The sequence below is a fragment of the Isoptericola sp. NPDC019482 genome (assembly GCF_040632295.1).
Taxonomy (GTDB): domain Bacteria; phylum Actinomycetota; class Actinomycetes; order Actinomycetales; family Cellulomonadaceae; genus Isoptericola.
Window position 1 is genome coordinate 123,511 of the sequence record NZ_JBEYBQ010000006.1, and the last position, 22,969, is coordinate 146,479.

The following is a 22,969-nucleotide window of genomic DNA, read 5'->3' on the forward strand; positions in this document are numbered from 1 at the left end:
GCGTCAGGCCTGCGCGTCGGCGGGGCGGACGACGTCGGGCACGGGCCCGGTGGTGGTGCCTGGCACGAGCTCCACGGGCAGCGTGGTGCAGGTGGGCTCCTCGCCGGCCAGCACGCCCAGGACGGCGCGGCCGAGCGCGGCGCCCTTCGCCTGCAGCGGCTGGTGCACGCTGGTGAGCACGTCGGGGGAGAGCCACGGCAGGTCGATCCCGTCAAAGCCGGCGACCGAGACGTCGTCGGGCACGCGCAGCCCGAGCTCGCGGGCCGCGATGACGGCGCCCGCCGCGAGCAGGTCGGAGTGCGCGACGATCGCCGTCGGACGCTCGGTCTCCGGCACCCATGCCCCGAGGATCTCCGTGGCGGCGTCGCGACCGTGCTCCACGAGGGACGCGGGCGTCTCCCACGAGATGACGGGCTCGACCGCGTCCCGCACGCCCGCGAGGCGGTGTCGCGTCGACGTGCGGTCGGCCTGGGCGAGGCGGGCCGCGTCGATCGGGCCGGACCGTTCCGCGGCGTCGAGGGGGAGCGTGATCTCCGCGATGCGGGTGTGCCCCAGCTCCTGGAGGTGGCGCACGGCCAGGGCCGTGCCCGCCCGGTCGTCCAGGGCGACGAGCGGCGCGCCCTCGACGCGGCCGCCCTCGCCGACCACGACGGGGACGTCGCGGCGACGCAGGGCCGCGAGCGTCGCGTCGTCGGTGAGCACGCCCCACACGAGCACGGCCACGTCCATGGCGGCGGACTCCAGCAGGGGGTCGACGGCGGGCACGGGCGCCGTCTCCTCGCCGTCGACCCGCGGCCCGGGGACCGCCCGGACGCCGGGGATGAGCAGCACGCCCAGCCCCTCGGCGCCGAGCACGTCCACGAGGCCGTCGAGCACCTTGACCGCGACCGGGTCGCGGAACGCGCGGCCGGGCTGGTCGCCGAGGACGACGCCCACGATGCCGGAGCGGCCCGAGCGCAGCTGCCGCCCGAGCGGGTTGGGGCCGGAGTAGCCCAGCTCGGCGGCGGCGGCGAGCACCTTGTCGCGGGTCTCGGCGGTGATCGGTCCCGCGCCCGAGAACGCGAGGGACGCGGTGGAGACCGAGACGCCCGCGAGCTCGGCCACCCGCGCGAGGGTCGGTCGGGCGTTGCTGCGGCCCATGGGGCTCCTTCCGGCGAGGTCCGGGGCGAAGCCTACCCGCGCCGACCAGCACGTGCTCGAATCGATTTGACCCGCGTGGCGGATTCCGGAAGCGTCGGACCGTGAGCACCGAACTCCCCGCACGCCCGCCCGCGCACGCCGTGCGCGCCGCCTGGGCCGTCTTCGCGGTCTTCGTCGTCGCCGGGATCGGCATGGCCACGTGGGCCTCCCGGATCCCCGCGGTGCGCGACGGCCTCGGCTTCTCCGAGGCGGAGATGGGCGTGCTGCTGCTCACCGGCGCCATCGGGTCGCTCGTCGCGCTGCCGCTGTCCGGCATGATCGCCTCGCGCATCGGCGCCGGTCGCACCTGCGTGTCGTTCGCCGCGCTGGCGGCCGCGGGCTTCGCCGTCGCCACCCTCGCCGTCGACGGCGACCACCCGATGCTGGTGCGGGTCGGCCTCTTCCTCGGCGGGATGGGCGTGGGCATCTGGGACGCCGCGATGAACCTCGAGGGCGCGGTCGTCGAGCAGCGCCTCGGGAAGTCCGTGATGCCGCGCTTCCACGCCGGCTTCTCGCTCGGCACGGTCGCGGGCGCGGGCATCGGCGCCCTCGCGGCGCACGCCGGCGCCTCGCTGCCGGGGCACGTCATCACCGTGATGGTGATCGACCTGCTGGTGGTCGTGGCCTGCGTGCGGTTCTTCGAGCCGACGGCGGACGCCGCCGCGGCGGAGGGCGTGACCGCGACGGACGCGCAGGCCGACCCGGCCACCGCCGTCGACACCGGCACGGGCCACACGCTGCGCGACACCCTCGCGACGTGGCGCGAGTCGCGCACCCTCCTCGTCGGACTGGTCGTGCTCGCGGCCGCGCTCACCGAGGGCGCCGCCAACGACTGGGTGAGCCTCGCCGTCGTCGACGGGTTCGGCACCGACGACTCCGTCGGCGCGATCGGCCTGGCCGTCTTCCTGTGCGCGATGACGCTCGCCCGGCTGGCGGGCACGTCGCTCATCGACCGCTACGGCCGGGTGACCATGCTGCGCGTGTGCGGCGCGGCCGCGCTCGTCGGGGTCGTCGTCTTCGCGCTCGTGCCGACGCTGTGGGTCGCGCTCGTCGGCGTCGCGGTCTGGGGCGCCGGCGCCTCGCTCGGCTTCCCGCTCGGCATGTCCGCCGCCTCGGACGACCCCAAGCGGGCCGCGCTGCGCGTCTCCGTCGTGTCGACCATCGGGTACTCGGCGTTCTTCGTGGGCCCGGCGCTCATCGGGTTCCTCGCCGAGCACGTCGGCTACCGCGACGCCCTGCTGGTGCTGGCCGTGCCGGTCGCGGTCGGCCTGCTGGTCGCCGGGGCCGCGAGGCCCCTGCCAGCCGCTCCCGACCCGGCGCGTACGCTGGGCGAGTGAGCCTGCCGACCCTCCACACCTCCTCCGCCGACGAGCCCGCCCGTGAGCGCGACGGGCGCGACACGGCCACCCCGGCGCTCTCCGAGCTCACGACGCTGCGCGTCGGCGGGCCGGTCGACGAGTACGTCGAGGCGGAGTCCGAGGCCGAGCTGATCGACGCGGTGCGCGCCGCGGACGACGCCGGGCAGCCGCTGCTGGTGATCGGCGGCGGCTCCAACCTGCTGGTCGCGGACGAGGGGTTCGCGGGCGTCGTCGTGCGCGACGTGCGCCAGGGCCTCGACGCGGACCTCGAGGACTCCTGCGGCACCGACGGCGCCTGCGGCGGCGCGAGCCTGCGCCTTCCCGCCGGGCAGGACTGGGACGCCTTCGTGGCCGAGGCCGTGGCGAACGAGTGGGTGGGCGTCGAGGCGCTGTCCGGCATCCCCGGCACCGTCGGCGCCGCACCCGTGCAGAACATCGGGGCGTACGGCCAGGACGTGTCCGGCGTCGTCGCGTCGGTGGTCACCTGGGACCGCGCCACTGGCAGTCGCAAGACCTTCCCGCTCAGCGAGCTGGGCTTCGGCTACCGCACGTCGCTGCTCAAGCGCACCATGCGCGCCGACGGCGGCGAGGGCGCGCCCTGGTACCCCACACCGCGGTACGTGGTGCTCGAGGTGAACCTGCAGATGCGGCTCGGCAGCCTGTCCGCGCCCGTCGGCTACGGCGAGCTGGCCCGGCGCCTCGGCGTCGAGGTGGGGCAGCGGGCGCCGTCGGCCGAGGTGCGCGAGGCTGTCCTGGAGCTGCGCGGCGGCAAGGGCATGCTGCTGGACGGCGTCGGCGGGGCGCCGCTCGGCGACCACGACCGCTGGTCGGCGGGCTCCTTCTTCACCAACCCGGTGCTGCCCGCCGACGCGGCGGACGAGCTGCCCGAGGACGCGCCACGCTTCGCCGTCCGCTCCGCGACGCCGGCGTCGACCGTGGGCCCGAGCCTCGGCGTCGTCGACCCGACGCTCGTGAAGACCAGCGCCGCCTGGCTCATCGAGCACGCCGGGTTCACCAAGGGCTTCGGGCCGGCGGGCGAGCACAGCCCCGCGCGCCTCTCGACGCGGCACACCCTCGCGCTGACCAACCGCGGCGGCGCGACGGCGGCCGACGTCGTGGCCCTCGCCCGCACCGTGCGCGACGGCGTCCGCGACGCCTTCGGCATCGAGCTCGAGCCCGAGCCCGTCCTCGTCGGCACCGCCCTCTGACTGTGGTGAGCCCGCTCACAACAGTCGGGGTCAGTAGAGGATGACCGGGGTGCCCTTGGGGAGGCCCCAGGAGTCCCAGAGCCAGTTCATCGCGGCGTTGGACACGCGCACGCACCCGTGCGACGCCGGGTACGGAGGGATGGATCCCGAGCCGTGCACCGCGTACCCGCCCGAGAAGTACTTCGGCCGGTACATCGAGCCCAGCTCGAGCGTGGACTCGTGCATGCCGTTGCGCTCCATGTACACGGCGTAGGACCCGCGCGGCGTCGTCGCGTGGTAGCTGCGGCCCTTGGCCTCGTACGTCTCCCCGTTGCCCGACGACGCGTTGACGATCCGGGTGACCTTGCCGCCCTCGACGGCCATGAGCAGCTGCCGGTCGAGGTCGATCTCGATCGCCTTGCCCGACGACGACTGCGCCTGGGGCCGGACGCCGTCGTCCAGCGCGGCCTGCGTCTTCGGCCCGACGACACCGTCGCGGTACTGGCCGGCGGCCTTCTGCAGCGCCCACACGGCCTGCTGCGTGGCCGGGCCGAAGCTGCCGTCGGCGTCCTGGAGGAAGTAGCCCAGCTCCTGCAGGCGGTGCTGCAGCGCGAGGACCCGCTCGCCCGAGTCGCCGTACTCGAGCATCTTGTCGCGCTCCTCGGCGGCCTTCTTCTCCGCCGCCTCCTGCTCGGCCTGCTCCTTCGCAGCGGCCTCCTCGGCAGCCTTCTTCTCTGCGGCCTTCTTCTCTGCTGCCTTCTTGTCGGCCGCCTCCTGCTCGGCGGCGGCCTTGTCCGCAGCCTCCTGCTCGGCCTGCTCCTTCTCCGCGGCCTCGCGGTCGGCCTGCTCCTGGGCGTCCTGGGCGTCCTGGTCGGCGCGCCCCTGCGCGTCCTCGGACGCCGACCCGGCGTCGTCCGAGGCCGGGGGAGCCGACGTCGTCGGGGCCGCGCCCGGCTCGGGCTCGGTCTCGCCGGACAGGGGAGCACACCCGGCGAGCGCCAGGGTGAGCACCACCGGGACGCCGACGAGCGACGCCGTCAGGCGTCGCCTCAGGCTGGGAACCGTACGCATGGAGCCCCTTCCGCGCCGTCGGCGCACCAGGCGCGCCGCGGGGTACTACCGTGCCCCGCGCGTGCCTGGAACGCGACCTCAGCGCTCCGGTCGTGTCGTGATCGTCACCGTGTCGTGACCTGTCGTGGGTCGTTCACCTGCTCAGACGCACGGCGCGGCGAAAACGTTGTGGCGCTCACCATGACCGACCGACGCCTCCCAGCAAGCGATCTCTCGCGCCATCGGACCCGACGGCGCGAGAGATCGCTTGCTGGAAGGCAGGCGCGGTCAGCGGCGGTCCTCCTTCAGGACGGCGAGCCGCTGGCGGTACTCGGCCTCGTCGATCTCGCCGCGGGCGTACCGCTCGCCCAGGACGTCGACGCCGCCGGCCCCGCCGCGGGCCCACGGCGGGCCGTAGCGCCGCGCGCGGCGGGCGACGAGGAAGACGACGGTGGCGAAGAGCAGGAACCACAGGATCGGGAAGACGATCCACCAGCCCGGCCCGCCGCCGGCGTACGGGTGCCCCATCTCGGCTGCGGAGGCGACCGCGGGGGCGGCGATCGCGGTGGCGGTGGTGAGCATCGTGGACTCCTCGTGACGGTGGGCCCGCCCGGTGCGGACCCTGCGTCACCACGGTCGCCCGGCGGCGTGGTCGCCGTCGTCAGCCCCTCGTGCCGTCCTGGGTGGTCCCGTCGTGCCGCACCCGCCGCGCAGGAGGTCAGCCGGTCCAGCCCGGCCGCACGACGCCGCCCTCGTACGCCGCGACGACGAGCTGCGCGCGGTCGCGGGCGTGGAGCTTGGCCATGACGCGCGAGACGTGCGTCTTGACGGTCGACTCCGAGAGGTACAGCGTGCGCGCGATCTCGTCGTTGGACAGGCCGCCGGCCACCTCGACCAGCACCTCGCGCTCGCGGGCGGTGAGGTCCTCGAGGCCGGGCGGGGGCGGCACGTCGCGCGTGGCGTCGGCGACCCGGGCGAGCAGGCGGCGGGTGACCCCGGGGGAGAGCAGCGCGTCCCCGGCCGCCGCCACGCGCACCGCGCGCACGAGGTCGGCGGGCTCCGTGTCCTTGACGAGGAAGCCGCTCGCGCCGCCGCGGATGGCCTCGGCCACGTACTCGTCCAGCTCGAACGTCGTCACGACCACCACGTGCACGCCGCCCGCGCCAGGGTCGGCGACGATGCGCCGGGTCGCCTCCAACCCGTCCGCGCCGGGCATGCGCACGTCCATGAGCACGACGTCGGGCCGCAGCTGCAGCGCGAGGCGCACGGCCTCGTCGCCGGTCGCGGCCTCGCCCACCACGGTCATGTCGTCCTCGGCGTCCAGCAGCGCGCGGAAGCCACCGCGCACGAGCGCCTGGTCGTCGGCGAGCAGCACGCGGATCATGCGTCCTCCTTCGAGCTGTCAGGACGAGCGCGGCGTATACCGCCCGCTCGTCCTGACAGGTCCGCGGGCAGCGGGATGGCCGCGGCGACGGCGAACCCGCGTGCGGCGGGCCCGGCGTCGAGCGTGCCGCCCGCGCCCTCGACACGCTCGCGCATGCCGCGCAGGCCGTAGCCGGCCGTGTCCCCGTCGTGCGAGCCGGCCGGGCCGCCGTCGTCGTCCACCGTGACGCGCAGCCGGTCGCCGTCACGCCCGACGCGCACGACGACGTCCCGCGCCCGCGGTGCGTGCCGGCTCACGTTGGTGAGCGACTCCTGCACCACGCGGTACGCCACGCCCGCGACGTGCGCGGGGACGGCCCCGGGCGGCTGCAGCGCGGGGTCGACGTCGAAGCGGACGGCCACGCCGCGGGCCCGCAGCGGCTCCGCCAGGCGGGGGAGGGCGGCGAGGTCCCAGGTGGGCGTGCGCGGCTCGGGGGTGTCGGTCGGTGGGGCGACGCCGTCGCCGCCGCCGTCCTCCTCGCCGCGGACGACGCCGAGCACGGCGCGCACCTCGTCGAGCGCGTCGCGGCTCGTGGTCTTGATGGAGGCGAGCGCGGACCGCGCCTGCTCGACGTCGCGGTCCAGCAGGTGCAGGCCCACCCCCGCCTGCACGTTGATGGCGGACAGCGAGTGGGCGAGGACGTCGTGCAGCTCGCGCGCGATGCGGAGGCGCTCGGTGGCGACGGCGGTCCGCTCCCGGTCGGCCCGCGCGGCCCGCCAGGCGGCGGCCCGGGCCAGCCGTTCGCGGATGCCCGTGGCGACCAGCAGCGCGACGGCGGTCCACGCGGCACCGCCGAGCAGCCCGCCGACGCGGGTCCCGTCGTCGCGCAGGGCGGCCGCGCCCACCACGATGCCCCACATGAGCAGCGCCCCCGACCAGGCGACGACCCGCGCCCGGGCGGCAGGCCCGGTGAGGAGCACCATGACCAGCACGCCGACCGTGCCGCCCAGCGCCGGCCCCCAGGCGTAGCCGAGCGCGAGGTACGTGCCGACCGCGGCCACCGCCAGCAGCACCGCGAGGACGGGGCGCCGAGGGAGGGTGAGCAGCACGACCGGCCCCACGAGCGCGAGCAGCAGCCCCAGCGCGTCGACGTCGCGCGCGCCCGGCTGCCAGTGCGACGCGCCGAGCGTCCCGAACGTCACGACGACCGCCAGCGCCACCGCGAGGAACAGCCGGGGGCGCCACCGGTCGAGCGGGCCGCGGTCCATGCCCGGCACGCTACGCCGCGGCGCGGTCCTGCGCGTCCGCCCGTGGTGCCGTGCGTCGTGGTCCCCAGGGAGGACGATGAGCGACGCGTCGGCCTCGGCACCCCGGCCGGCGTGAGGTCTCCAGCAGCGGCACTGCCACGACGTGGTGACTACTGCTGGCTGTCCCACCCGTCGTCGCCGGAGTCGGGGCCCACCGTGCGCGCGCCGGCGGGCGCACGCTCCGGCACGGGCTGCCCGTCCGCGGGGCCCCGGGACTGCTCGGACAGGGTCTCCATGAACGGTGTGATGATCCGCCCTCCGGCCCGGCGTGTCCCGGTGAGCCCCTGGAGCGTCTGGCGGGCCACCGCGGCGACGTTCTTCGCCACGACCGAGGAGACGAAGTCGGCGTCTGGTGCCGTGGTCTCGGACGCGGCCTGTTCGAAGGCTGCGGGGAGCTGCTCGGCGAGCTCCGCGACCCATGTCAGGACCTGCTCGGTCTCGAGCCCGGCCACCTGGGCGAACTTCTCCCAGTTGCCACGCTCGACGTCACCGAACCGGCGCTCTCCCCCGATCGACATGGCGCCCTTGGTGTAGGGCAGGCGTCCTGCCGTGTTCGGCACCAGCCCGGTCGCGACGTCGTACAACGGGGTCAGGTCAGCGGTGGGTCCGGCCAGCAGCAGCCCGTAGTTCTTCCCGTGGGCGTCGGGCGCGCCGAGGATCTGGTTGGCGATGACGGCGCGCGCGAACCGGTCGACGGACCGTGGGCCGGCCGCAGCGCGCAGGAGGTTGACGGCACGCGCGACGCCGGGCCCGCCGTCGGACTCGTACTTGCGCCGTGGGTCGAGGGCGAAGGCTTGCAGGAGGTCCTCTTGGTGGATGCGCACCACGGCCCCGCCGCGAACCTGCCGGTCGAAGCGGGTCACGACGATCGCGTCCTGGTCCTCGAACGTCAGGTAGTGCGTCTCGGCGACGGGGAGTCCGGCGATGGCGAGCGCGCGCATGCTGACGTGCTCGGACAGCGCCTGGGAGCGGATGCGTCCGATGCCGGGCTTGACGATGTGGGTGGAGGGCGCCGAGCCTTCAGGATGCGCCCACCCGTCCGGAGTGAGCGCGAGGGTGAACTTGGACTGCGCGCCCGCGAGGCTCCAGTGCTCGTCATCCTCGTCGTCCTGCCAGGCGGCATCGTCCCGGCGCAGCCGGCGCAGGCGCTCGGCGATCTCGGTGTCGCTGGCTGGCGCGAGCCTTCCGGGGCGGACCAGGGCGTCCTCGATCTCGTCCTCGGGCGCGAAGACGGCGCCGCCGGAGACGTCCAGGCCCACGTGCGCCACCAGCCCGAGCCAATCTCCAGGCTTCACGCCAGCTTTGCGCGCCCACCGGTCCAGGACGTCGGGGTGGTCGGGCAGCAGGCCCCTCAGGTAAGCCTCGACCGGCTTGGCGGAGTAGGTCCGGTCGCTCACGGGCATCGACAACGACAGGGGGGTGGCGTTGCGTAGGCGTTGGTAGGCCGTCTGATAGCGGAGCGTGGTGTGCCCCCGGTCTCGCTCGATGACACCCGCGACACGCCCGTACAGGGCGAACGCGAGCCTCACGGCTCGCCCAGCAGCTCGGTCAGCACATCGCCGGTGCTGCGGGTGTCCGCCGGGACGAGCTCGATGGCGAGCTCCAGCGCACGCATGACTGCGAGTACACGGACGAGCTCGGCGCGCGCGCGTTTGCCGGCCTCGAGGTCGATGACGAAGGCGCGCGACACACCTGCCTTCTCGGCGAGGCGCGCTTGGGTCAGGCCGGCGCGCTCACGCCGCTCGCGCAGCGCGGCCCCCAACTGCAGCTCGTTCGCGACAGGGTTCACAGGAGTCACGGTACTATGACAAACAGAAATGTCACAGAGCCGCGACTTTTATGGTTGTCACGGCTCCGTGACGTCCGCCGGCACGGATGAGAGACCTCTCATCGACGTCTCACCGTGCGCACGCCCGCGACCCGTCGGATGGTGCCGTGCCGCCCACGAGCCCCGTCCTGACCGGTCCCACCCCGTTCGGCCCCGCCTCGTCCGGTCCCGCCCCGACGTCGCCCGCGGACCACCGCGCCTGGCTCGAGACGCTCACCGGCGACCCGGCCGCGGAGCTCCTGGGCGCGGCCCTCGCCGCCGACGGCGCCGCGCTCGAGTCGTGGTCGGTGCGGCAGGTGTACGCGCGCCCGGGCGCGGAGCTGACCGTCGCGTACGACGTCGTCGCCCGGCGCGAGGTCGGCGGTCGCACGATCCGAGGGCCGGAGCACTTGTTCGCGACCAGCGCCCGCGCGTCGGCCTTCCGCCGGGCCCGCGGGGACCGCGAGGCCGGCCGTGACATCGACCTCGGCCCCGGGATCGTGCGGCTCGACGACGGCGAGCGCACGGTGCACGTGTGGCGTCACCCGCACGACCCCGCGCTGCCCGGTCTGGCGGCGGGCAGCACGCCCGACGGGGTGGCCGAGCGGCTGCGGGCCGCGGGCGGCACGGCCGCCCTGCTGGGCCTGGAGACCGTCACCTACCGCCCGCTGCGCCGGGCGGTGCTGCGCGCGCGGACCACCGACGGCGCCGCGTACGTCAAGGTGGTGCGCCCGAGCCGGGTGGACGACCTCGTGCGGAGGCACGCGCTCTTCGCGGCGCGACCGGGCGGTTCTGGCGGGATCGCCGCGCCGCGGGTGCGGTCCTGGTCCGCCGACGGCGTCGTGCTGCTCGACGAGGTGGCGGGCGAGTCGGTGGCCGCGCTGGTCGCGCGCACGCCCGCGGCCGAGCAGCCCGCCTGCGTCGACCCCGCGGAGCTGCTGCGGGTCGCGACGACCCTGCCGCGCGCGGGCCTCGCCCTGCCGCGCCGCCCGGCGTGGGCCGACCGGAGCGCCCACTACCTCGGCGCGCTGGCGACCTTGCACGGCGTCGACGCCGACCGGCTCGCCCGGCTCCGCGTCGCGATCGACGCGGCCGTTGCCGCGGGCGACCCGGGCCCGCTCGTCGTCACGCACGGCGACCTGCACGCCGCGAACCTGCTGCTGGAGCCCGCCGGCGCCGGCGAGCGCCCGCGCGTCGGCGCCGTGCTCGACGTCGACACGCTCGGCCCGGGCCATCTCGTGGACGACCTCGCCTGCGCCGTCGCGCACCTGGCCGTGCTGCCCGCACTCGATTCCGTCGCGTACGCGGGCGTGGACGGCCTGGTGGAGCGCTGCCTCGACGAGTTCGGGCGGGCGGCGGAGCCGGCCCTGCTGCGCGCCCGTGCCGCCGCCGTCGTCGTCTCGCTCGCCGCGGGGGCGGAGGACGCCGCGACCGTGGCGGCGTTCCTCGCCGTCGCCGAGCGCCTCGCCGACCAGCCCACCGCACAGCCCACCGCAGTCTGAGAACCCTCTCATCCACGCCTCCCGGCCCTCTCACGGTGGCCACGGAGGCTGGGAACCAGTCGGCGGGAACGACCCGCCCGGAACACCCCGGACGAAGGAGCAGCACCATGAAGGCACGCAGCGCATGGATCGTCACCGGCGCGCTGGGCGCGGTCGGCCTGGGAGCCGGCGTCGCTGCGGCGCAGGGCACGTTCGACCGCGCGCCGTCGGACGCGGTGGTCGCCGACGCCGTCCAGGTGGGCGACGACGGCACCTCGTCGATCGCGGCGTCGGCGCCGGCGTCGGCCGCGAGCCCGTCGCCCGCGGCGGTGCAGAACGGCACGTCCATCACCACCGTGACGGCGGGCTCGGTCGCCACGCCGGGCACCGCGCCGACGACGCAGACCGCGAACACGGCGCCCTCCGCGCCCTCCGCGCCCTCCGCGCCCTCCGCGCAGACGGCCCAGACGGCGCAGACCGCCGCGTCCCCGGTCAGCCCCGTCACCCCGCAGTCCGCCACGACCGCGCCGACGGCGGCCTCCGCGGACTGACCCCCGGCGTTGCGCCTGGGATCAGGCCAGTCGGTACCCCATGCCCCGCACGGTGACGAACCGCTCGGCGCCGAGCTTGTTGCGCAGGTAGCGCACGTACACGTCCACCACGTTGGAGCCGGGGTCGAAGTCGTACCCCCACACGCGGGAGAGCAGCTGCTCGCGGCTGAGCACCTGCCCGGCGTTGCGCAGGAACGCCTCGGCGAGGGCGAACTCCCGCGCGGACAGGTCCACCTCGACGCCGGCGGCGGTGGCCCGGCGGGTGCGCAGGTCGAGGCTGAGGTCGCCGTGGCTGAGCACGGTGACCTCGCCCGCCGGCTCGGCCCGCAGGCGCAGCCGGATGCGCGCCAGCAGCTCCTCGAACCGGAACGGCTTGGGCATGTAGTCGTCGGCGCCGCCCTCGAGCCCGGCCACCGTGTCCGCCACGGACGTGCGCGCGGTGAGGATGATGACGGGCAGCGTCACCTTGGCCTCCCGGAGCCGGCGCAGCACGGTGAAGCCGTCCTGGTCGGGCAGGCCCAGGTCGAGCACCATGAGGTCGAAGTCGCCCGACGACGCGAGGTCGAACGCCTCCCGCGCGGTCGCGACCGTCGTGCTCGCGTACCCGGAGGCGCGCAGCCCCTTCGCGACGAACGACGCGATGCGGGTCTCGTCCTCGGCGATGAGGATCTGGCTCACGTGGCGGGTCCTTCCCGGTCGGGGGCGGTGCGTGGGGGCAGCTCGGGGGTGGGCGCGGAGCGCGCGGTCGGCGCTGTCCGGCCGACGGGGGGCACGGCTCGCCCCGGGGCCGGGTCGGGCCCCGCGTCAGGCACGGGCAGCACCGGCACGACGACGGCGAACGTGGAGCCGCGGCCGGGCGCGGACTCGACCGTGACCTCGCCGCCGTGCCCCTCGGCGATGGCGGCGACGATGGCGAGGCCGAGCCCGGAGCCCTCCCGGCGCTCGCCGTCGTGCTCGCCGCGCGCGAAGCGGTCGAAGACGCGCTCCAGGTCGTCGGGCGCGATGCCCACGCCCTCGTCGCGCACCCACAGGCGCACCCGCGCCCCGTCCGGCGTCGTGCGCGACCCGATCGCCACCACCGAGCCGGGCGCGGAGAACTTCACGGCGTTGGCGGCGAGCTGCAGCCACGCCTGGGTGAGGCGCTGCGCGTCCGCCATGGTGCGGGCGTCGGTGCGGGAGTCGACCAGCCAGGTGCGGTCGCCCAGCGTGCGCGCCTTGTCGAGCACGTCGTCCGTGAGCCGGCCGAGCTCCACGGGGGAGGGACGCACGAAGTCGGGCTGCCCGACGGTCGCGAGGGTGACCAGGTCGTCGACGAGGCGGTGCATCCGGTCGAGCTCGTCGAGCGCCAGCACGCGCGTCTCGGCCGCGTCCGCCGGGTCGGCGGTGTCCATGAGCTCGAGGTGCCCGCGCACGATCGTCAGCGGGGTGCGCAGCTCGTGCCCGACGTCGTCGAGCAGCCGGCGCTGGGACTCGAACGAGCCCTCGAGCCGGTCGAGCATCCCGTTGAAGGCGCGCGTGAGGTGGGTCAGGTCGTCGTTCCCGGTCTCGGGGATCCGGGCCGACAGGTCGGACTCGCCGATCTGCTGCGCGGTGCGCGCGAGCATCCGGATCGGGCGCAGGAGCCGACCCACGAGCAGCCAGGCGACGACGCCCGTCACCACCAGCGCGGCGAGCGCCACGAGGGCGTAGCTGCGGAAGACGGCCTGCGTCTCGGCGTGCTCGGCGACGCGGTCGTAGGCGAGCACGAGGGCGGCCGGGTCCCCCGACGCCGTGACCGGCGCCACGGGCGCGACCAGCGCGCGGTAGTCGGTGGTCGACGTGCGGATGGTGCGCAGCACCGCCCTCTCGGAGCTCAGGAGCGGCGTCACCGCGGCGACGAGCTCGGGGTCGTCCTGGAGGTGCACCTCGACGGCCTGCTGGGACACGAGCGGCCGTTTCCCGGTGCGCAGCCCGAGGACGCCCTCGTGCCGGGCGGGGACGTCGAGCTGGATGGCGGCGACCACCACCTCCTCGGCCGAGGCGAACGGGTCGCCGGTCACGGGGTCGACCCCGGACGCCCCCAGGGTCTCCAGCTCCTTCGCGCTCTCGGTGAGGTCGGCGTCGATGCGGTCGTCCACCTGCTCGTACGTCAGCAGGTAGGCCGTGGCCCCCGCGAACCCGAGCGCGAGGGTGGTGAGTGCGAGGAGCGCGGTGAGGATGCGCGTGCGGACGGTGGGCCCGCCGTGGGTCCCCGGGGCTCGCACCATCAGTCGTCCTCGTCGTCGGAGTCGTCGTCATCGTCGTCGGGGCCGTCGTCGTCATCGTCGTCGTCCGTGGGCGGCACCGGCGCCACGCCGCCGTCCTCCGACGTGCGGGTCGGTGTCGGCGTCGTCGACGGATCCGGCGAGGGCCGCGGGTCGGGGGAGCTCTCCCCGGGGCCCGGGGACGGCGACGCCGGGTCGGGCGTGGGGGAGACCACGACGACGCCGCCGACGTCGCGGTCCTCGGGCTCCGCGGTGGTGGCGGCGACGACGATGCCGGCGATCACCGCGACGAGGGCGATCCCGAGGGCCCAGGGGAGGGCGGCGCGCCAGCGACGTCCTGACCGTTCGGCCGACCGTTGAACCATGCCCGGATCATCCCGCGGGCGGATGAGACGCAGATGAGAGCGGGTCGGGTTCCGTGAGCCAGGCGTCGACGTCCGCCAGCATCCGGCGCTTCGTCGCCTCCGACGCGCGGCTCGCCCGCACCGACGACCGGGCCAGGTCCGCCAGCTCGGCGTCGGAGAACCCGTGCACGTCGCGGGCGGCGACGTACTGGTCGAGCAGCCGGGAGGAGAACAGCAGCGGGTCGTCCGCACCGAGCGCGACGCGGGCGCCCGCCTCGACCAGCGGCCGCAGCGGCACCCGGGACGTGTCGGCGTACACGCCGAGACCCACGTTCGAGGCCGGGCACACCTCGAGCGCGACCTCGCGCTCCACGAGCTCGGCCAGCAGCGCCGGGTCCTCCCCGGCCCGGACCCCGTGGCCCAGCCGGTCGGGGTGCAGTGCGTCGACGACGTCGCGCACGTGCGCCGGGCCGAGCAGCTCGCCGCCGTGCGGCACGGACGCCAGCCCCGCCCGGCGCGCGATGGCGAACGCGGCGGCGAACTCGACGGTGTCGCCGCGCCGCTCGTCGTTGCTCAGCCCGAAGCCCACCACCTCGCCGGGCCCCTCGCCCGCGTACCGGGCCGCGAGGCGGGCGAGCGTGCGCGCGTCCAGCGGGTGCCGCATCCGCGACGCGGCCACGACGACGGCCACCTCGACCCCGTGCGCGGCGCTCGCGGCGCGCGCCGCGTCCAGCACGATCTCGACCGCGGGCGTGATGCCGCCGACGAACGGCGCGTACGACGTCGGGTCCACCTGGATCTCGAGCCTGCCCGACCCCTCGGCGGCGTCGTCCGCCGCGGCCTCGTCGACCAGGCGGCGCATGTCCGCCTCCGAGCGCACGCACGCACGGGCCGCGTCGTAGAGGCGCTGGAACCGGAACCAGCCCCGCTCGTCGGCCGGCACCCGCAGCGGGTCGCCGTCCGTGAGGGCGCTCGGCAACCGCACGCCGTGCCCGGCCGCCATGTCGCGCAGGGTGTCCACCCGCATCGACCCCGTGAAGTGCAGGTGCAGGTGAGCCTTGGGGAGCTTGGCCAGATCGCGCACGGCGCCAGTCTGCCCCGACTTCATGGGTGCGGGCCCGGTCAGGGCAGCCAGCCCCGCTCGCGGGCCACGGTCACGGCCGCCGTGCGGTCGTCCACCCCGAGCTTCACGAACGCCCGCAGCAGGTGCGTCTTCACGGTGGCCTCGGCGATGAACAGCTCCCGCCCGACGGCGGCGTTGGACAGGCCGCGCGCCACGAGCGCGAGCACCTCCGCCTCGCGCGCCGTGAGCCGCTCGGCCGCGGTGCGCACGCTCGTCACCAGACGCGTCGCGACGCCGGGAGCCAGCACCGTCTCGCCGCGCGCGGCCGCGCGCACGCCCGCCACGAGGACGTCACGTGGCGTGTCCTTGAGCAGGTAGCCCGTCGCGCCCGCCTCGACCGCGCGCAGGATGTCGGCGTCCGTGTCGTACGTCGTGAGGACGACGACGCTCGGCCCACCGCCGCGGGACGCGCCCACGATCCGCGCCGTCGCGCCCACGCCGTCCAGGCGCGGCATGCGCAGGTCCATGAGGACGACGTCGGGCGCGAGCTCGGCGGCCAGCGCCACGGCCGTCTCGCCGTCCGGCGCCTCGCCCACGACCTCGACGTCGGGCTCGCCGTCGAGCATCCCGATGATCCCCGAGCGCACCACGGGGTGGTCGTCGGCGACGAGCACCCGCACCGTCCCCGCTCCCGTGCTGGTCATGCGGCACCGCCCGCGGCCGGCACGTGCACCTCGACGCGCGTGCCGCCGTCCTCGCCGGGCTCGACGGCCAGCGTGCCGCCCACCGCCGACACACGCTCGCGCATCCCGGCCAGCCCGAGGCCGTCGACCTGACCGGGCGGCAGGCCGCGACCGTCGTCGGTCACCTCGAGCCGGACGTCGGCGGCCGTGCCGGTGTCCACCCGCGTCAGGCGGATCGTCACGGCCCTTGCCCCCGCATGCCTGCGCACGTTCGCCAGGGCCTCCTGCGCCGCGCGCAGCAGCACGACGTCGGCGGCGGCGTGCCCGGTGGCCCCGCCCACGGCGACGGCGGGCGCCTCGGTCGCGCCGGCCACGTCCAGCATCACCGGCGTGCCCGTCTCGGCCGTGAACCGCTCGGCCAGACGGCGCAGCGCCTCGGCGAGCGTCGAGCCCTGCAGCGGCACCGGCGCGAACGCGGCGACGAGCGCGCGCGCCTCCGCCAGGTTGTCCCGCGCCGTCTGCTCCACGACGAGCAGACGCTCGCGGGCGCGGTCCTGCTCGCCCCGGTCCAGGGCCGCCGTCGCCGCCTGCGCCTGCGTGACGACGCTCGTGAACCCCTGCGCGAGCGTGTCGTGGATCTCCCGGGCGAGGCGTTCGCGCTCCGCCGCCACGCCCGCGGCGTGGTGCGACTCGGCGAGCTCCGCCTGCGCCCGGCGCAGCTCGTGCAGCAGCCGGGCGCGTTCCTCGGAGCGCCGCATCGTCGTGGCCACCCAGAGCCCGAGCATGATGGCGAACGCCAGCGCGATCGCCATCTGGGGCGCCGCCTCCAGCAGCGTGGGCAGGTCGAAGCCTCCCTGGTACGCGATCCCCACCGTGGTCGCGGCCGCGAGCACGACCGACGCGACGACCGCCCGGCGCTCCGGCTCGAGCAGCATCCACAGCTGGGTGAACGCGCCGAACAGCAGCAGCGTCGCGACGCCGTTCTGCGCCACCGTGACCGACGTGCCGGCGATGAGCACGACGACGTACGCCGCGGCGGTGCGCTGGTCGCGCGACCGAGCCGCTCGCGCGCCCCATGCCGCGTACGCCCCCAGGATGGCGGCCATCGCCACGTACGCGACCCACAGTGACGTGCCGCGCTGGCCGGACAGCGGGAGCGCCGCCACGGTGAGCAGGACGATCGCGACGAAGGTGCGGTCCCACCACACGACCTGCCGGTCCCAGGCGGCGTCGTCCAGGTCGGCGGTCTCGTACGGGTCGGCCGCCGGCCCGTCCCCGTCGTCAGCCGTCGTCACGGCGTCGCCACCGGAAGGTGCGCACCCCGACGACCAGCCCCGCGATCAGCCATGCGACCAGTACAGCAGCGGTCGCCGGGTGCTGCCAGGACCCGCTCGTCTCCAGCGCCGCCATCTCGTCGGGCAGGAAGACGGACCGCATGCCCTGCGCGATCCACTTGAGGGGGAACACCGAGGCCACGGTCTGCATCCACCCGGGCAGCGCGAAGAACGCGAAGAAGACGCCCGAGATGAACTGCAGCACCAGCACGACCGGCGTCACGACGGCGCTCGCGGACCGGCCGGACCGCGGCAGGGACGAGAACCCGACGCCGCAGATCGTGCCGGTCGCCGACCCGAGCACGAACACCCAGGCGAAGGTCGCCCAGCGCCCGGCGTCGGTGGGCAGCGGCACGTCGAAGGCGACGGCCGCGACCGCCAGCAGCAGGGCCGTCTGCACCACGGAGGTGGCGAGGGTCAGCAGCACCTTCCCGCCGACGTACGCGGCCGCGGGCAGCGGGGTCGCACGCAGGCGGCGCAGCGTGCCGTCGTCGCGCTCCATCGCGATGGACACGGCCAGCGACTGGAAGCTCGTGAGCACGATGCCGGTCGCGACCATGCCCGGCAGGAAGTACTGGGCGAAGCCGATCTGGGCGACGTCGGTGCCCTGGTCGTCGTTGCCGAAGACGCTGGAGAAGATGGCGAGCATGAGGATCGGGTAGGCGAACACGAAGATCACGGCGTCGCGCTCGCGCCAGAACTGACGCAGCTCCAGGCCCGCGCGCACCAGCGCGAGGGGCGCGAGGCCGGGCAGCCGCCCGCCCCGGCCGGGGGCGGCCTTGGTGTCGACGGCGGTGGCGCTCATGCGTGGTCCTCCTTCGCGAGCAGCCCCAGGTAGACGTCCTCGAGGCTGGGGCGGGTGATGCACAGGTCGGTGACCTCGCCGTCGGCGCCGGCGACGGTCGCCATGAGGTGCGCGGCGAGCGCGGTCGGAGCGTCGGTGCGCTCGGCGTGCCGGACGCCGTCGGCGGCCCAGGTCACCAGGGGCGTACGGGCGTCGGGGCCGCCGAGGGTCGCGGGGGTCCCCTCCGCCACGACGCGCCCGTCGCGCACGACGGCGACGCGGTCGGCCAGGTGGGCGGCCTCGGCGAGGTCGTGCGTGGTGAGCAGGATGGTCGTGCCGGCGTCGCGCAGCCGGAGCACCAGGTCCCAGAAGGAGCGGCGGGCCTGCGGGTCGAAGCCGGTGGTCGGCTCGTCGAGGAAGAGCAGCTCGGGCCGACCGACGACGCCGAGCGCGACGTCGAGCCGGCGCCGCTGCCCGCCGGACAGGGAGCGCACCCGCGCGCCCGCCTTCGCGGCGAGGCCCACGGCCTCGACGACCTCGTCGGGGTCGCGCGGCGCCGGGTAGTACCGGGCGGTGGAGCGCACGGCCTCCGCGACGGTCAGCTCCGCCTGGTCGCGCGAGTCCTGCGCGACGACGCCGAGCCGGGCCCGCCAGGCCCGCCCGGCCCGGGCGGGGTCCTCGCCGAGCACGCGCACCTCGCCGCCGTCGCGGTCCCGGAACCCCTCGAGGATCTCGATCGTCGTCGTCTTGCCCGCGCCGTTGGGGCCGAGGACGGCGACGATCTCGCCCGTCGCGAGGTCGAGGTCGAGGCCGTCGACCGCCTGCTTGGGCCCGTAGCGCTTGGTGAGGCCGCGGACACGGACGGCGGCGCCGGCCGAGGCCGGTGCGCCGCGGGAACCGTGGGCACCCCCGGGCCGCCCGCGAGGGGCGGGCGGCAGGGGAGCCGGGGAGGGTGTCGTCGTCGAGGTCATGGGTCGAGCCTCGCGCCCGAGCCGGTCGCCGCGGGAGCCTCGGACGACGGGACCGGGGGTCCACCGATCGGTGGACGGCGGGCGGCTCGGGCGTGGTTCGACCCACGCCCCCGCGTCGCGTACAGTTGTCCCTCGGTGGTTGATGCCCGCCAAGATCGAACGCGCCCTTCCGGGGTGTTTCGAGCGTGGCGACAGGGGCGTCGAGCACGAAGGGTAGTGGCGCAATTGGTAGCGCAGCGGTCTCCAAAACCGCAGGTTGCAGGTTCGAGTCCTGTCTACCCTGCCAGCGTGATCCCCCGCGGGGCCGCGCGCAGCGGGGCCATCCGCATGACCCCGGAACGCCAGGAGTCAGTGCCGTGGGTGCGTCGCCGGCAGGTGGCGCGGCCGCGGCGGGAACGCGAAACGGGGTAGAGCGAGTGAGCGAGTCACCGGCTGAGGCCGTGGGGACGCCCGGCGGGGGCACGTCGGCCACCGGCAAGCGCCCGAACCTGTTCGCGCGCATCGCGCTCTTCGTGCGCCAGGTCGTGGCGGAGCTCCGCAAGGTCGTGACCCCGACCCGTTCGGAGCTCATCAACTACACGATCGTGGTGCTGGTCTTCGTCACCGTGGTCATGCTGTTCGTGGTGGCGCTCGACTGGGTCATCGGACTGGGCGTCCTCGCCCTCTTCGGCGACTGACCTCGGCAGGGCGCCGGACGCCCGCCCCTGAAGCAAGCAGATTCCAGAAAGCAGGTTCGTTCGTGTCCCAGGATCCGCTGGACCAGACGGAGAACGTCGACCCCACCCAGCCCGACGCCGACGGCGCCGAGGCTGACCTCGACGTGCCCACGGACACCGCCGACGCCGAGCCCGAGGCGGGCGTCGAGGACGCTGCTGAGGAGACCGACGCCGCTGACGCCGACGCGGACACCGAGGCCGAGCGCCCGGCGGACGCCGACGGCGACGTCGTCGAGGACCCGGCCGAGGAGTTCCGCCGCACCCTGCGCTCGCAGCTCGGCGACTGGTACGTCATCCACTCCTACGCCGGGTACGAGAACCGTGTGAAGGCCAACCTGGAGAACCGCATCCAGAGCCTGAACATGGAGGACTACATCTTCCAGATCGAGGTCCCCATGGAGGAGGTGACCGAGATCAAGAACGCGCAGAAGAAGACCGTCCGCCGCGTCCGTATCCCCGGTTACGTCCTCGTGCGCATGGACCTGCAGGACGAGTCGTGGGGTGCCGTGCGGCACACGCCGGGCGTCACCGGCTTCGTCGGCCACACGCACCAGCCCGTGCCGCTGACGCTCGACGAGGTCTACTCGATGCTGGCGCCGGTGTTCGTCGAGGCCGCCCCCGAGGCCGGCAAGGCCGCCGCGGCGTCCTCCGGCGCGACGGCGAAGGCCCCGGTCGAGGTCGACTTCGAGGTCGGCGAGTCGGTCACCGTCACCGACGGCCCGTTCGACACGCTGCCCGCCACGATCTCCGAGATCAACGCCGAGGCCCAGAAGCTCCAGGTCCTCGTCTCCATCTTCGGCCGGGAGACCCCGGTCGAGCTGTCGTTCAACCAGGTCGCCAAGATCTGACGGACGCGGTACTGCAACCGGGTCATCGCCCACGGCGTCGGCCCACGAACAAGAAAGTCAGGGAAGAGTCATGCCTCCCAAGAAGAAGGTCTCCGGCCTCATCAAGCTCCAGATCAACGCCGGTGCGGCCACGCCCGCCCCGCCGATCGGCCCCGCGCTCGGTCAGCACGGCGTGAACATCATGGAGTTCTGCAAGGCCTACAACGCGGCCACCGAGTCGCAGCGCGGCAACGTCGTCCCCGTCGAGATCACCGTGTACGAGGACCGCTCGTTCACGTTCATCACGAAGACGCCGCCGGCCGCCGAGCTCATCAAGAAGGCCGCCGGTGTGGCCAAGGGCTCCGCGACGCCGCACACCGTCAAGGTCGCGCAGCTGTCCCAGGACCAGGTCCGCGAGATCGCGCAGACGAAGCTCCAGGACCTCAACGCGAACGACATCGACGCCGCGATGAAGATCGTCGCCGGCACCGCTCGTTCGATGGGCATCACCGTCGCGGAGTGATCCGCGACCGGGCCGCCCGGCCGTGACCGGATCCTTCCGGCACCGCCCGGGCGGCTCGGACCAAGTCCCGGCGATCGACGTCGGGCACGTGGCAGGGTCCGCGCGGACCCGCTCACCACGACTGCAGAAGGAGAAGCAGATGGCAACGCGCAGCAAGGCGTACCGCGCCGCGGCCGAGAAGATCGACCGCGAGAACCTGTACAGCCCCCTCGAGGCGGTCCGCCTCGCCAAGGAGACCGCGACGGTCAAGTACGACGCGACCGTCGAGGTCGTGTTCCGCCTGGGCGTCGACCCCCGCAAGGCCGACCAGATGGTCCGCGGCACGGTCAACCTCCCGAACGGCACCGGCAAGACGGCCCGCGTGATCGTCTTCGCGAACGCCGCCAAGGCCGAGGAGGCCGTGGCGGCCGGCGCCGACGAGGTCGGCGGCGACGACCTGATCGCCAAGGTCGCGGCGGGCTACACCGACTTCGACGCCGCCGTGGCGACGCCGGACCTCATGGGCAAGGTCGGTCGTCTGGGCAAGGTGCTGGGCCCCCGTGGTCTCATGCCGAACCCGAAGACCGGCACCGTGACGATGGACGTGACCAAGGCCGTGTCCGACATCAAGGGCGGCAAGATCGAGTTCCGCGTCGACAAGCACGCGAACCTGCACTTCATCATCGGCAAGGCGTCCTTCGACGAGAAGGCGCTGGTGGAGAACTACGCCGCCGCGCTCGACGAGGTCCTGCGTCTCAAGCCGACGTCGTCCAAGGGCCGCTACATCACCAAGGCCACGATGACGACCACGATGGGCCCGGGCATCCCGCTCGACCAGTCGCGCACCTCGAAGCTGCTCGACGAGGCCTGATCGAGGCGTGATCCCGGCAGGGACCCGCTGAACCACGCACGACGGCCCGGCACCCGCGAGGGTGCCGGGCCGTCGTCGTGTCCCTGTGCGGGCCGCGCCCGTCACGGCCCGTGATGGTGGCCCTCGAGGCCGGGCAGGTCGGGGAGGTGGTGCTCGCCGTGGGGCACGGCCTGCGTACCCGCCTCCGTGTCGGTCAGGCCGGCGGACGCGACCGTGGAGACGGCCACCGCCCCCACGAAGAGGATCGCGAGCGACGCGGCGGGGCGCGACCTGCGCCCGGTCGTCGTCGTGGCGGGCGGGCGCCGGAGCCCGTCGGTTCCGCCGGCGCCCCACCCGTCCCGCGCCGGCCGCATCGTCGCACCCACCACGCAGGCGGCGGCGAGCTGGAGGGCGGCGGCCGCGGCGGCCGCGCCGATGTGGGTCCCCCGGGCGACGCCCAGCGCGATCCCCAGGACGCTCGTCACGGCGAGAGCCCCGACGGCGAGGCGGGCGCTCATCGGGCGATCGGCGCCGCGCATCGCCGTCCCGCGCAGGACGAGCACCGCCGCCACGAGCTCGGTCGCGCCGACGCCCAGCGAGAACACCCCCGAGGGTTGGGGGAACGCGCCCCGCACCAAGCCCAGGTTGACCAGGCCGGCGCCGACCAGCGCGAAGGCGACGAGCAGGCGGGTCAGGGGCGCGGTCCGGGTCATGCCGTCGCGACGCCCGTCTCGGCGCGACGGTCCGCGCTCAGGCCGACGCCGAGCAGCAGGAGGGCGCTGGCCAGGTGCAGCACGTTGTCGGCGCCGTTGAGCGCGATGATGTTCGCGCCTGTGCCGACGAGGAATAGGCCGAGGACGCCGACCAGCAGGTAGACGGCGCCGACGGTCACGTTGACGCCCTTGGCCGCCGCGACCGAGCGCGAGGCCAGGAGCAGGGCGGCGCCGATCGCGACGTGGATGATGTTGTGCAGCGGGTTCACCTCGAAGAACAGGAGCTTCTCGCCTTCCGTGGCGGCGAAGCCGACGCCCGAGGTGACGACGAACCCGGCGAGGCCGACCAGCAGGTAGACGGCGCCGAAGACTGCGGCGAGGAGACGGTTCGCGGACGAGCCCATGGTGGCTGCTCCTTTTTCTGTCGGGCGCGGGGTGGTCCCGCGCTCGGGGGTGGTTCGGAGCGGTCGGCCGATCGGACGGGTCCGGATGTATCAGGCGGCGTGGGTCGCCCTCTCTCCGGGCGATGACGAGTACGCAGCACCGCACGCGCGCTGTGGGAGGAGGGCTTTGCATGTCGATGCAACCTCATCCTGCCGCGTCGTCGGCGCGCGCCGTAGGCTCGGAGGTTCCGGGGCGCGGCCGCCCCGGTTTCT

General features: G+C 75.0%; 24 protein-coding genes, 1 tRNA gene and 1 pseudogene. 9 read left to right on the forward strand and 17 right to left on the reverse strand.

Translation table 11 applies throughout. From position 1 onward, the window contains the following. Nucleotides 1–3: 3 nt before the first annotated feature. Nucleotides 4–1,140: a LacI family DNA-binding transcriptional regulator gene (locus ABZ493_RS06925; protein WP_430581435.1), complete on the reverse strand. Its 1,137-nt coding sequence runs from the start codon at nt 1,138–1,140 to the stop codon at nt 4–6. Nucleotides 1,141–1,181: 41 nt separating this feature from the next. On the opposite strand from ABZ493_RS06925, the pseudogene ABZ493_RS06930 reads away from it, so the two are divergent. Together ABZ493_RS06930 and ABZ493_RS06935 are read left to right on the forward strand one after the other, a co-directional pair. Further along, nucleotides 1,182–2,516 (forward strand): annotated as a pseudogene (locus ABZ493_RS06930) (MFS transporter); the annotation flags it as partial. Further along, nucleotides 2,513–3,745 (forward strand): UDP-N-acetylmuramate dehydrogenase, encoded by a 1,233-nt coding sequence (locus ABZ493_RS06935; RefSeq protein ID WP_430581436.1) that lies wholly within the window; start codon nt 2,513–2,515, stop codon nt 3,743–3,745. The pseudogene ABZ493_RS06930 and the gene ABZ493_RS06935, both read left to right, overlap by 4 nt. A 30-nt stretch (nt 3,746–3,775) precedes the next feature. Here the strand turns inward: ABZ493_RS06935 and ABZ493_RS06940 are convergent, their stop codons facing one another. The 6 genes from ABZ493_RS06940 to ABZ493_RS06965 all read right to left on the reverse strand — a co-directional run bounded on the left by ABZ493_RS06940 (nt 3,776) and on the right by ABZ493_RS06965 (nt 9,233). Then, on the reverse strand, nt 3,776–4,795 hold the full coding sequence (locus tag ABZ493_RS06940) for a L,D-transpeptidase family protein (RefSeq protein WP_430581437.1): 1,020 nt from the start codon (nt 4,793–4,795) through the stop codon (nt 3,776–3,778). Nucleotides 4,796–5,062: 267 nt separating this feature from the next. After that, a complete protein-coding gene (locus ABZ493_RS06945) occupies nt 5,063–5,356 on the reverse strand; it encodes an SHOCT domain-containing protein (protein WP_430581438.1) in 294 nt (97 codons plus the stop codon). A gap of 136 nt (nt 5,357–5,492) precedes the next feature. Continuing rightward, the gene (locus ABZ493_RS06950; RefSeq protein WP_430581439.1) at nt 5,493–6,158 is read right to left on the reverse strand and encodes a response regulator transcription factor; all 666 of its coding nucleotides are present in this window, start codon (nt 6,156–6,158) and stop codon (nt 5,493–5,495) included. Continuing rightward, nucleotides 6,155–7,405 (reverse strand): sensor histidine kinase, encoded by a 1,251-nt coding sequence (locus ABZ493_RS06955; protein ID WP_430581440.1) that lies wholly within the window; start codon nt 7,403–7,405, stop codon nt 6,155–6,157. The genes ABZ493_RS06950 and ABZ493_RS06955 overlap by 4 nt, the downstream gene beginning before the upstream one ends. 149 nt (nt 7,406–7,554) lie before the next feature. Further along, entirely contained in the window at nt 7,555–8,973 is a 1,419-nt protein-coding gene (locus ABZ493_RS06960) for a type II toxin-antitoxin system HipA family toxin (protein WP_430581441.1), read from the reverse strand. After that, nucleotides 8,970–9,233, reverse strand: a complete 264-nt coding sequence (locus ABZ493_RS06965; RefSeq protein ID WP_430581442.1) for a helix-turn-helix domain-containing protein — start codon at nt 9,231–9,233, stop codon at nt 8,970–8,972. The genes ABZ493_RS06960 and ABZ493_RS06965 overlap by 4 nt, the downstream gene beginning before the upstream one ends. Before the next feature lie 146 nt (nt 9,234–9,379). Between ABZ493_RS06965 and ABZ493_RS06970 the strand changes: the two genes are divergently transcribed. Then, nucleotides 9,380–10,753 carry a phosphotransferase gene (locus ABZ493_RS06970; RefSeq protein ID WP_430581443.1) on the forward strand — a complete coding sequence of 458 codons (1,374 nt, stop codon included), beginning with the start codon at nt 9,380–9,382 and terminating at the stop codon, nt 10,751–10,753. A 107-nt stretch (nt 10,754–10,860) separates the two neighbouring features. After that, nucleotides 10,861–11,283, forward strand: a complete 423-nt coding sequence (locus ABZ493_RS06975; protein WP_430581444.1) for a hypothetical protein — start codon at nt 10,861–10,863, stop codon at nt 11,281–11,283. A 21-nt stretch (nt 11,284–11,304) separates the two neighbouring features. On the opposite strand, the gene ABZ493_RS06980 is transcribed toward ABZ493_RS06975, so the two are convergent. From ABZ493_RS06980 to ABZ493_RS07015, 8 genes are read right to left on the reverse strand one after another with little or no spacing between them, the layout of a single operon-like run. Then, the gene (locus tag ABZ493_RS06980) at nt 11,305–11,961 is read right to left on the reverse strand and encodes a response regulator transcription factor (protein ID WP_429764814.1); all 657 of its coding nucleotides are present in this window, start codon (nt 11,959–11,961) and stop codon (nt 11,305–11,307) included. Next, nucleotides 11,958–13,529, reverse strand: a complete 1,572-nt coding sequence (locus tag ABZ493_RS06985; protein ID WP_430581445.1) for a HAMP domain-containing sensor histidine kinase — start codon at nt 13,527–13,529, stop codon at nt 11,958–11,960. The genes ABZ493_RS06980 and ABZ493_RS06985 overlap by 4 nt, the downstream gene beginning before the upstream one ends. Next, nucleotides 13,529–13,891, reverse strand: a complete 363-nt coding sequence (locus tag ABZ493_RS06990) for a hypothetical protein (protein WP_430581446.1) — start codon at nt 13,889–13,891, stop codon at nt 13,529–13,531. The genes ABZ493_RS06985 and ABZ493_RS06990 overlap by 1 nt, the downstream gene beginning before the upstream one ends. A gap of 7 nt (nt 13,892–13,898) precedes the next feature. Then, a complete protein-coding gene (locus tag ABZ493_RS06995) occupies nt 13,899–14,954 on the reverse strand; it encodes an adenosine deaminase (RefSeq protein WP_430581447.1) in 1,056 nt (351 codons plus the stop codon). Between the two features lie 38 nt (nt 14,955–14,992). Continuing rightward, nucleotides 14,993–15,637 (reverse strand): response regulator transcription factor, encoded by a 645-nt coding sequence (locus tag ABZ493_RS07000; protein ID WP_430581448.1) that lies wholly within the window; start codon nt 15,635–15,637, stop codon nt 14,993–14,995. Further along, a complete protein-coding gene (locus ABZ493_RS07005; protein ID WP_430581449.1) occupies nt 15,634–16,911 on the reverse strand; it encodes a sensor histidine kinase in 1,278 nt (425 codons plus the stop codon). The genes ABZ493_RS07000 and ABZ493_RS07005 overlap by 4 nt, the downstream gene beginning before the upstream one ends. After that, nucleotides 16,898–17,755 carry an ABC transporter permease gene (locus tag ABZ493_RS07010; protein ID WP_430581450.1) on the reverse strand — a complete coding sequence of 286 codons (858 nt, stop codon included), beginning with the start codon at nt 17,753–17,755 and terminating at the stop codon, nt 16,898–16,900. The genes ABZ493_RS07005 and ABZ493_RS07010 overlap by 14 nt, the downstream gene beginning before the upstream one ends. Then, nucleotides 17,752–18,705, reverse strand: a complete 954-nt coding sequence (locus ABZ493_RS07015) for an ABC transporter ATP-binding protein (protein WP_430581451.1) — start codon at nt 18,703–18,705, stop codon at nt 17,752–17,754. Before ABZ493_RS07015 ends, ABZ493_RS07010 begins: the two co-directional genes overlap by 4 nt. Nucleotides 18,706–18,915: 210 nt before the next feature. Between ABZ493_RS07015 and ABZ493_RS07020 the strand changes: the two genes are divergently transcribed. The 5 genes from ABZ493_RS07020 to rplA all read left to right on the forward strand — a co-directional run bounded on the left by ABZ493_RS07020 (nt 18,916) and on the right by rplA (nt 21,621). Next, nucleotides 18,916–18,991 (forward strand) — tRNA-Trp (locus ABZ493_RS07020). A gap of 154 nt (nt 18,992–19,145) precedes the next feature. After that, nucleotides 19,146–19,382 (forward strand): preprotein translocase subunit SecE, encoded by a 237-nt coding sequence (gene secE, locus ABZ493_RS07025; RefSeq protein WP_430581470.1) that lies wholly within the window; start codon nt 19,146–19,148, stop codon nt 19,380–19,382. 62 nt (nt 19,383–19,444) lie between these two features. Next, nucleotides 19,445–20,269 carry a transcription termination/antitermination protein NusG gene (gene nusG, locus ABZ493_RS07030; protein ID WP_430581452.1) on the forward strand — a complete coding sequence of 275 codons (825 nt, stop codon included), beginning with the start codon at nt 19,445–19,447 and terminating at the stop codon, nt 20,267–20,269. 70 nt (nt 20,270–20,339) lie between these two features. Next, the gene (rplK, locus tag ABZ493_RS07035; protein ID WP_430581453.1) at nt 20,340–20,771 is read left to right on the forward strand and encodes a 50S ribosomal protein L11; all 432 of its coding nucleotides are present in this window, start codon (nt 20,340–20,342) and stop codon (nt 20,769–20,771) included. A gap of 139 nt (nt 20,772–20,910) precedes the next feature. After that, complete coding sequence (gene rplA / locus ABZ493_RS07040; protein ID WP_430581454.1) at nt 20,911–21,621, forward strand: 50S ribosomal protein L1; 711 nt, start codon at nt 20,911–20,913, stop codon at nt 21,619–21,621. 101 nt (nt 21,622–21,722) lie between these two features. Here the strand turns inward: rplA and ABZ493_RS07045 are convergent, their stop codons facing one another. Continuing rightward, nucleotides 21,723–22,313 (reverse strand): hypothetical protein, encoded by a 591-nt coding sequence (locus ABZ493_RS07045; protein ID WP_430581455.1) that lies wholly within the window; start codon nt 22,311–22,313, stop codon nt 21,723–21,725. Then, nucleotides 22,310–22,717 (reverse strand): DUF4383 domain-containing protein, encoded by a 408-nt coding sequence (locus ABZ493_RS07050; RefSeq protein WP_430581456.1) that lies wholly within the window; start codon nt 22,715–22,717, stop codon nt 22,310–22,312. Before ABZ493_RS07050 ends, ABZ493_RS07045 begins: the two co-directional genes overlap by 4 nt. Between the last annotated feature and the right edge of the window lie 252 nt (nt 22,718–22,969).

Bases quoted from the DNA above. Each gene is read 5' to 3' on its own strand.
- ABZ493_RS07000 (WP_430581448.1), bottom strand. From the start codon at position 15,637: ATGACCAGCACGGGAGCGGGGACGGTGCGGGTGCTCGTCGCCGACGAC.
- ABZ493_RS06975 (WP_430581444.1), top strand. From the start codon at position 10,861: ATGAAGGCACGCAGCGCATGGATCGTCACCGGCGCGCTGGGCGCGGTC.
- ABZ493_RS06990 (WP_430581446.1), bottom strand. From the start codon at position 13,891: ATGGTTCAACGGTCGGCCGAACGGTCAGGACGTCGCTGGCGCGCCGCC.
- ABZ493_RS07050 (WP_430581456.1), bottom strand. From the start codon at position 22,717: ATGGGCTCGTCCGCGAACCGTCTCCTCGCCGCAGTCTTCGGCGCCGTC.
- rplK (WP_430581453.1), top strand. From the start codon at position 20,340: ATGCCTCCCAAGAAGAAGGTCTCCGGCCTCATCAAGCTCCAGATCAAC.
- ABZ493_RS06945 (WP_430581438.1), bottom strand. From the start codon at position 5,356: ATGCTCACCACCGCCACCGCGATCGCCGCCCCCGCGGTCGCCTCCGCA.
- ABZ493_RS07015 (WP_430581451.1), bottom strand. From the start codon at position 18,705: ATGACCTCGACGACGACACCCTCCCCGGCTCCCCTGCCGCCCGCCCCT.
- ABZ493_RS06985 (WP_430581445.1), bottom strand. From the start codon at position 13,529: ATGGTGCGAGCCCCGGGGACCCACGGCGGGCCCACCGTCCGCACGCGC.
- ABZ493_RS06950 (WP_430581439.1), bottom strand. From the start codon at position 6,158: ATGATCCGCGTGCTGCTCGCCGACGACCAGGCGCTCGTGCGCGGTGGC.
- ABZ493_RS07010 (WP_430581450.1), bottom strand. From the start codon at position 17,755: ATGAGCGCCACCGCCGTCGACACCAAGGCCGCCCCCGGCCGGGGCGGG.
- ABZ493_RS06940 (WP_430581437.1), bottom strand. From the start codon at position 4,795: ATGCGTACGGTTCCCAGCCTGAGGCGACGCCTGACGGCGTCGCTCGTC.
- ABZ493_RS06925 (WP_430581435.1), bottom strand. From the start codon at position 1,140: ATGGGCCGCAGCAACGCCCGACCGACCCTCGCGCGGGTGGCCGAGCTC.
- ABZ493_RS07045 (WP_430581455.1), bottom strand. From the start codon at position 22,313: ATGACCCGGACCGCGCCCCTGACCCGCCTGCTCGTCGCCTTCGCGCTG.
- rplA (WP_430581454.1), top strand. From the start codon at position 20,911: ATGGCAACGCGCAGCAAGGCGTACCGCGCCGCGGCCGAGAAGATCGAC.
- ABZ493_RS06955 (WP_430581440.1), bottom strand. From the start codon at position 7,405: ATGGACCGCGGCCCGCTCGACCGGTGGCGCCCCCGGCTGTTCCTCGCG.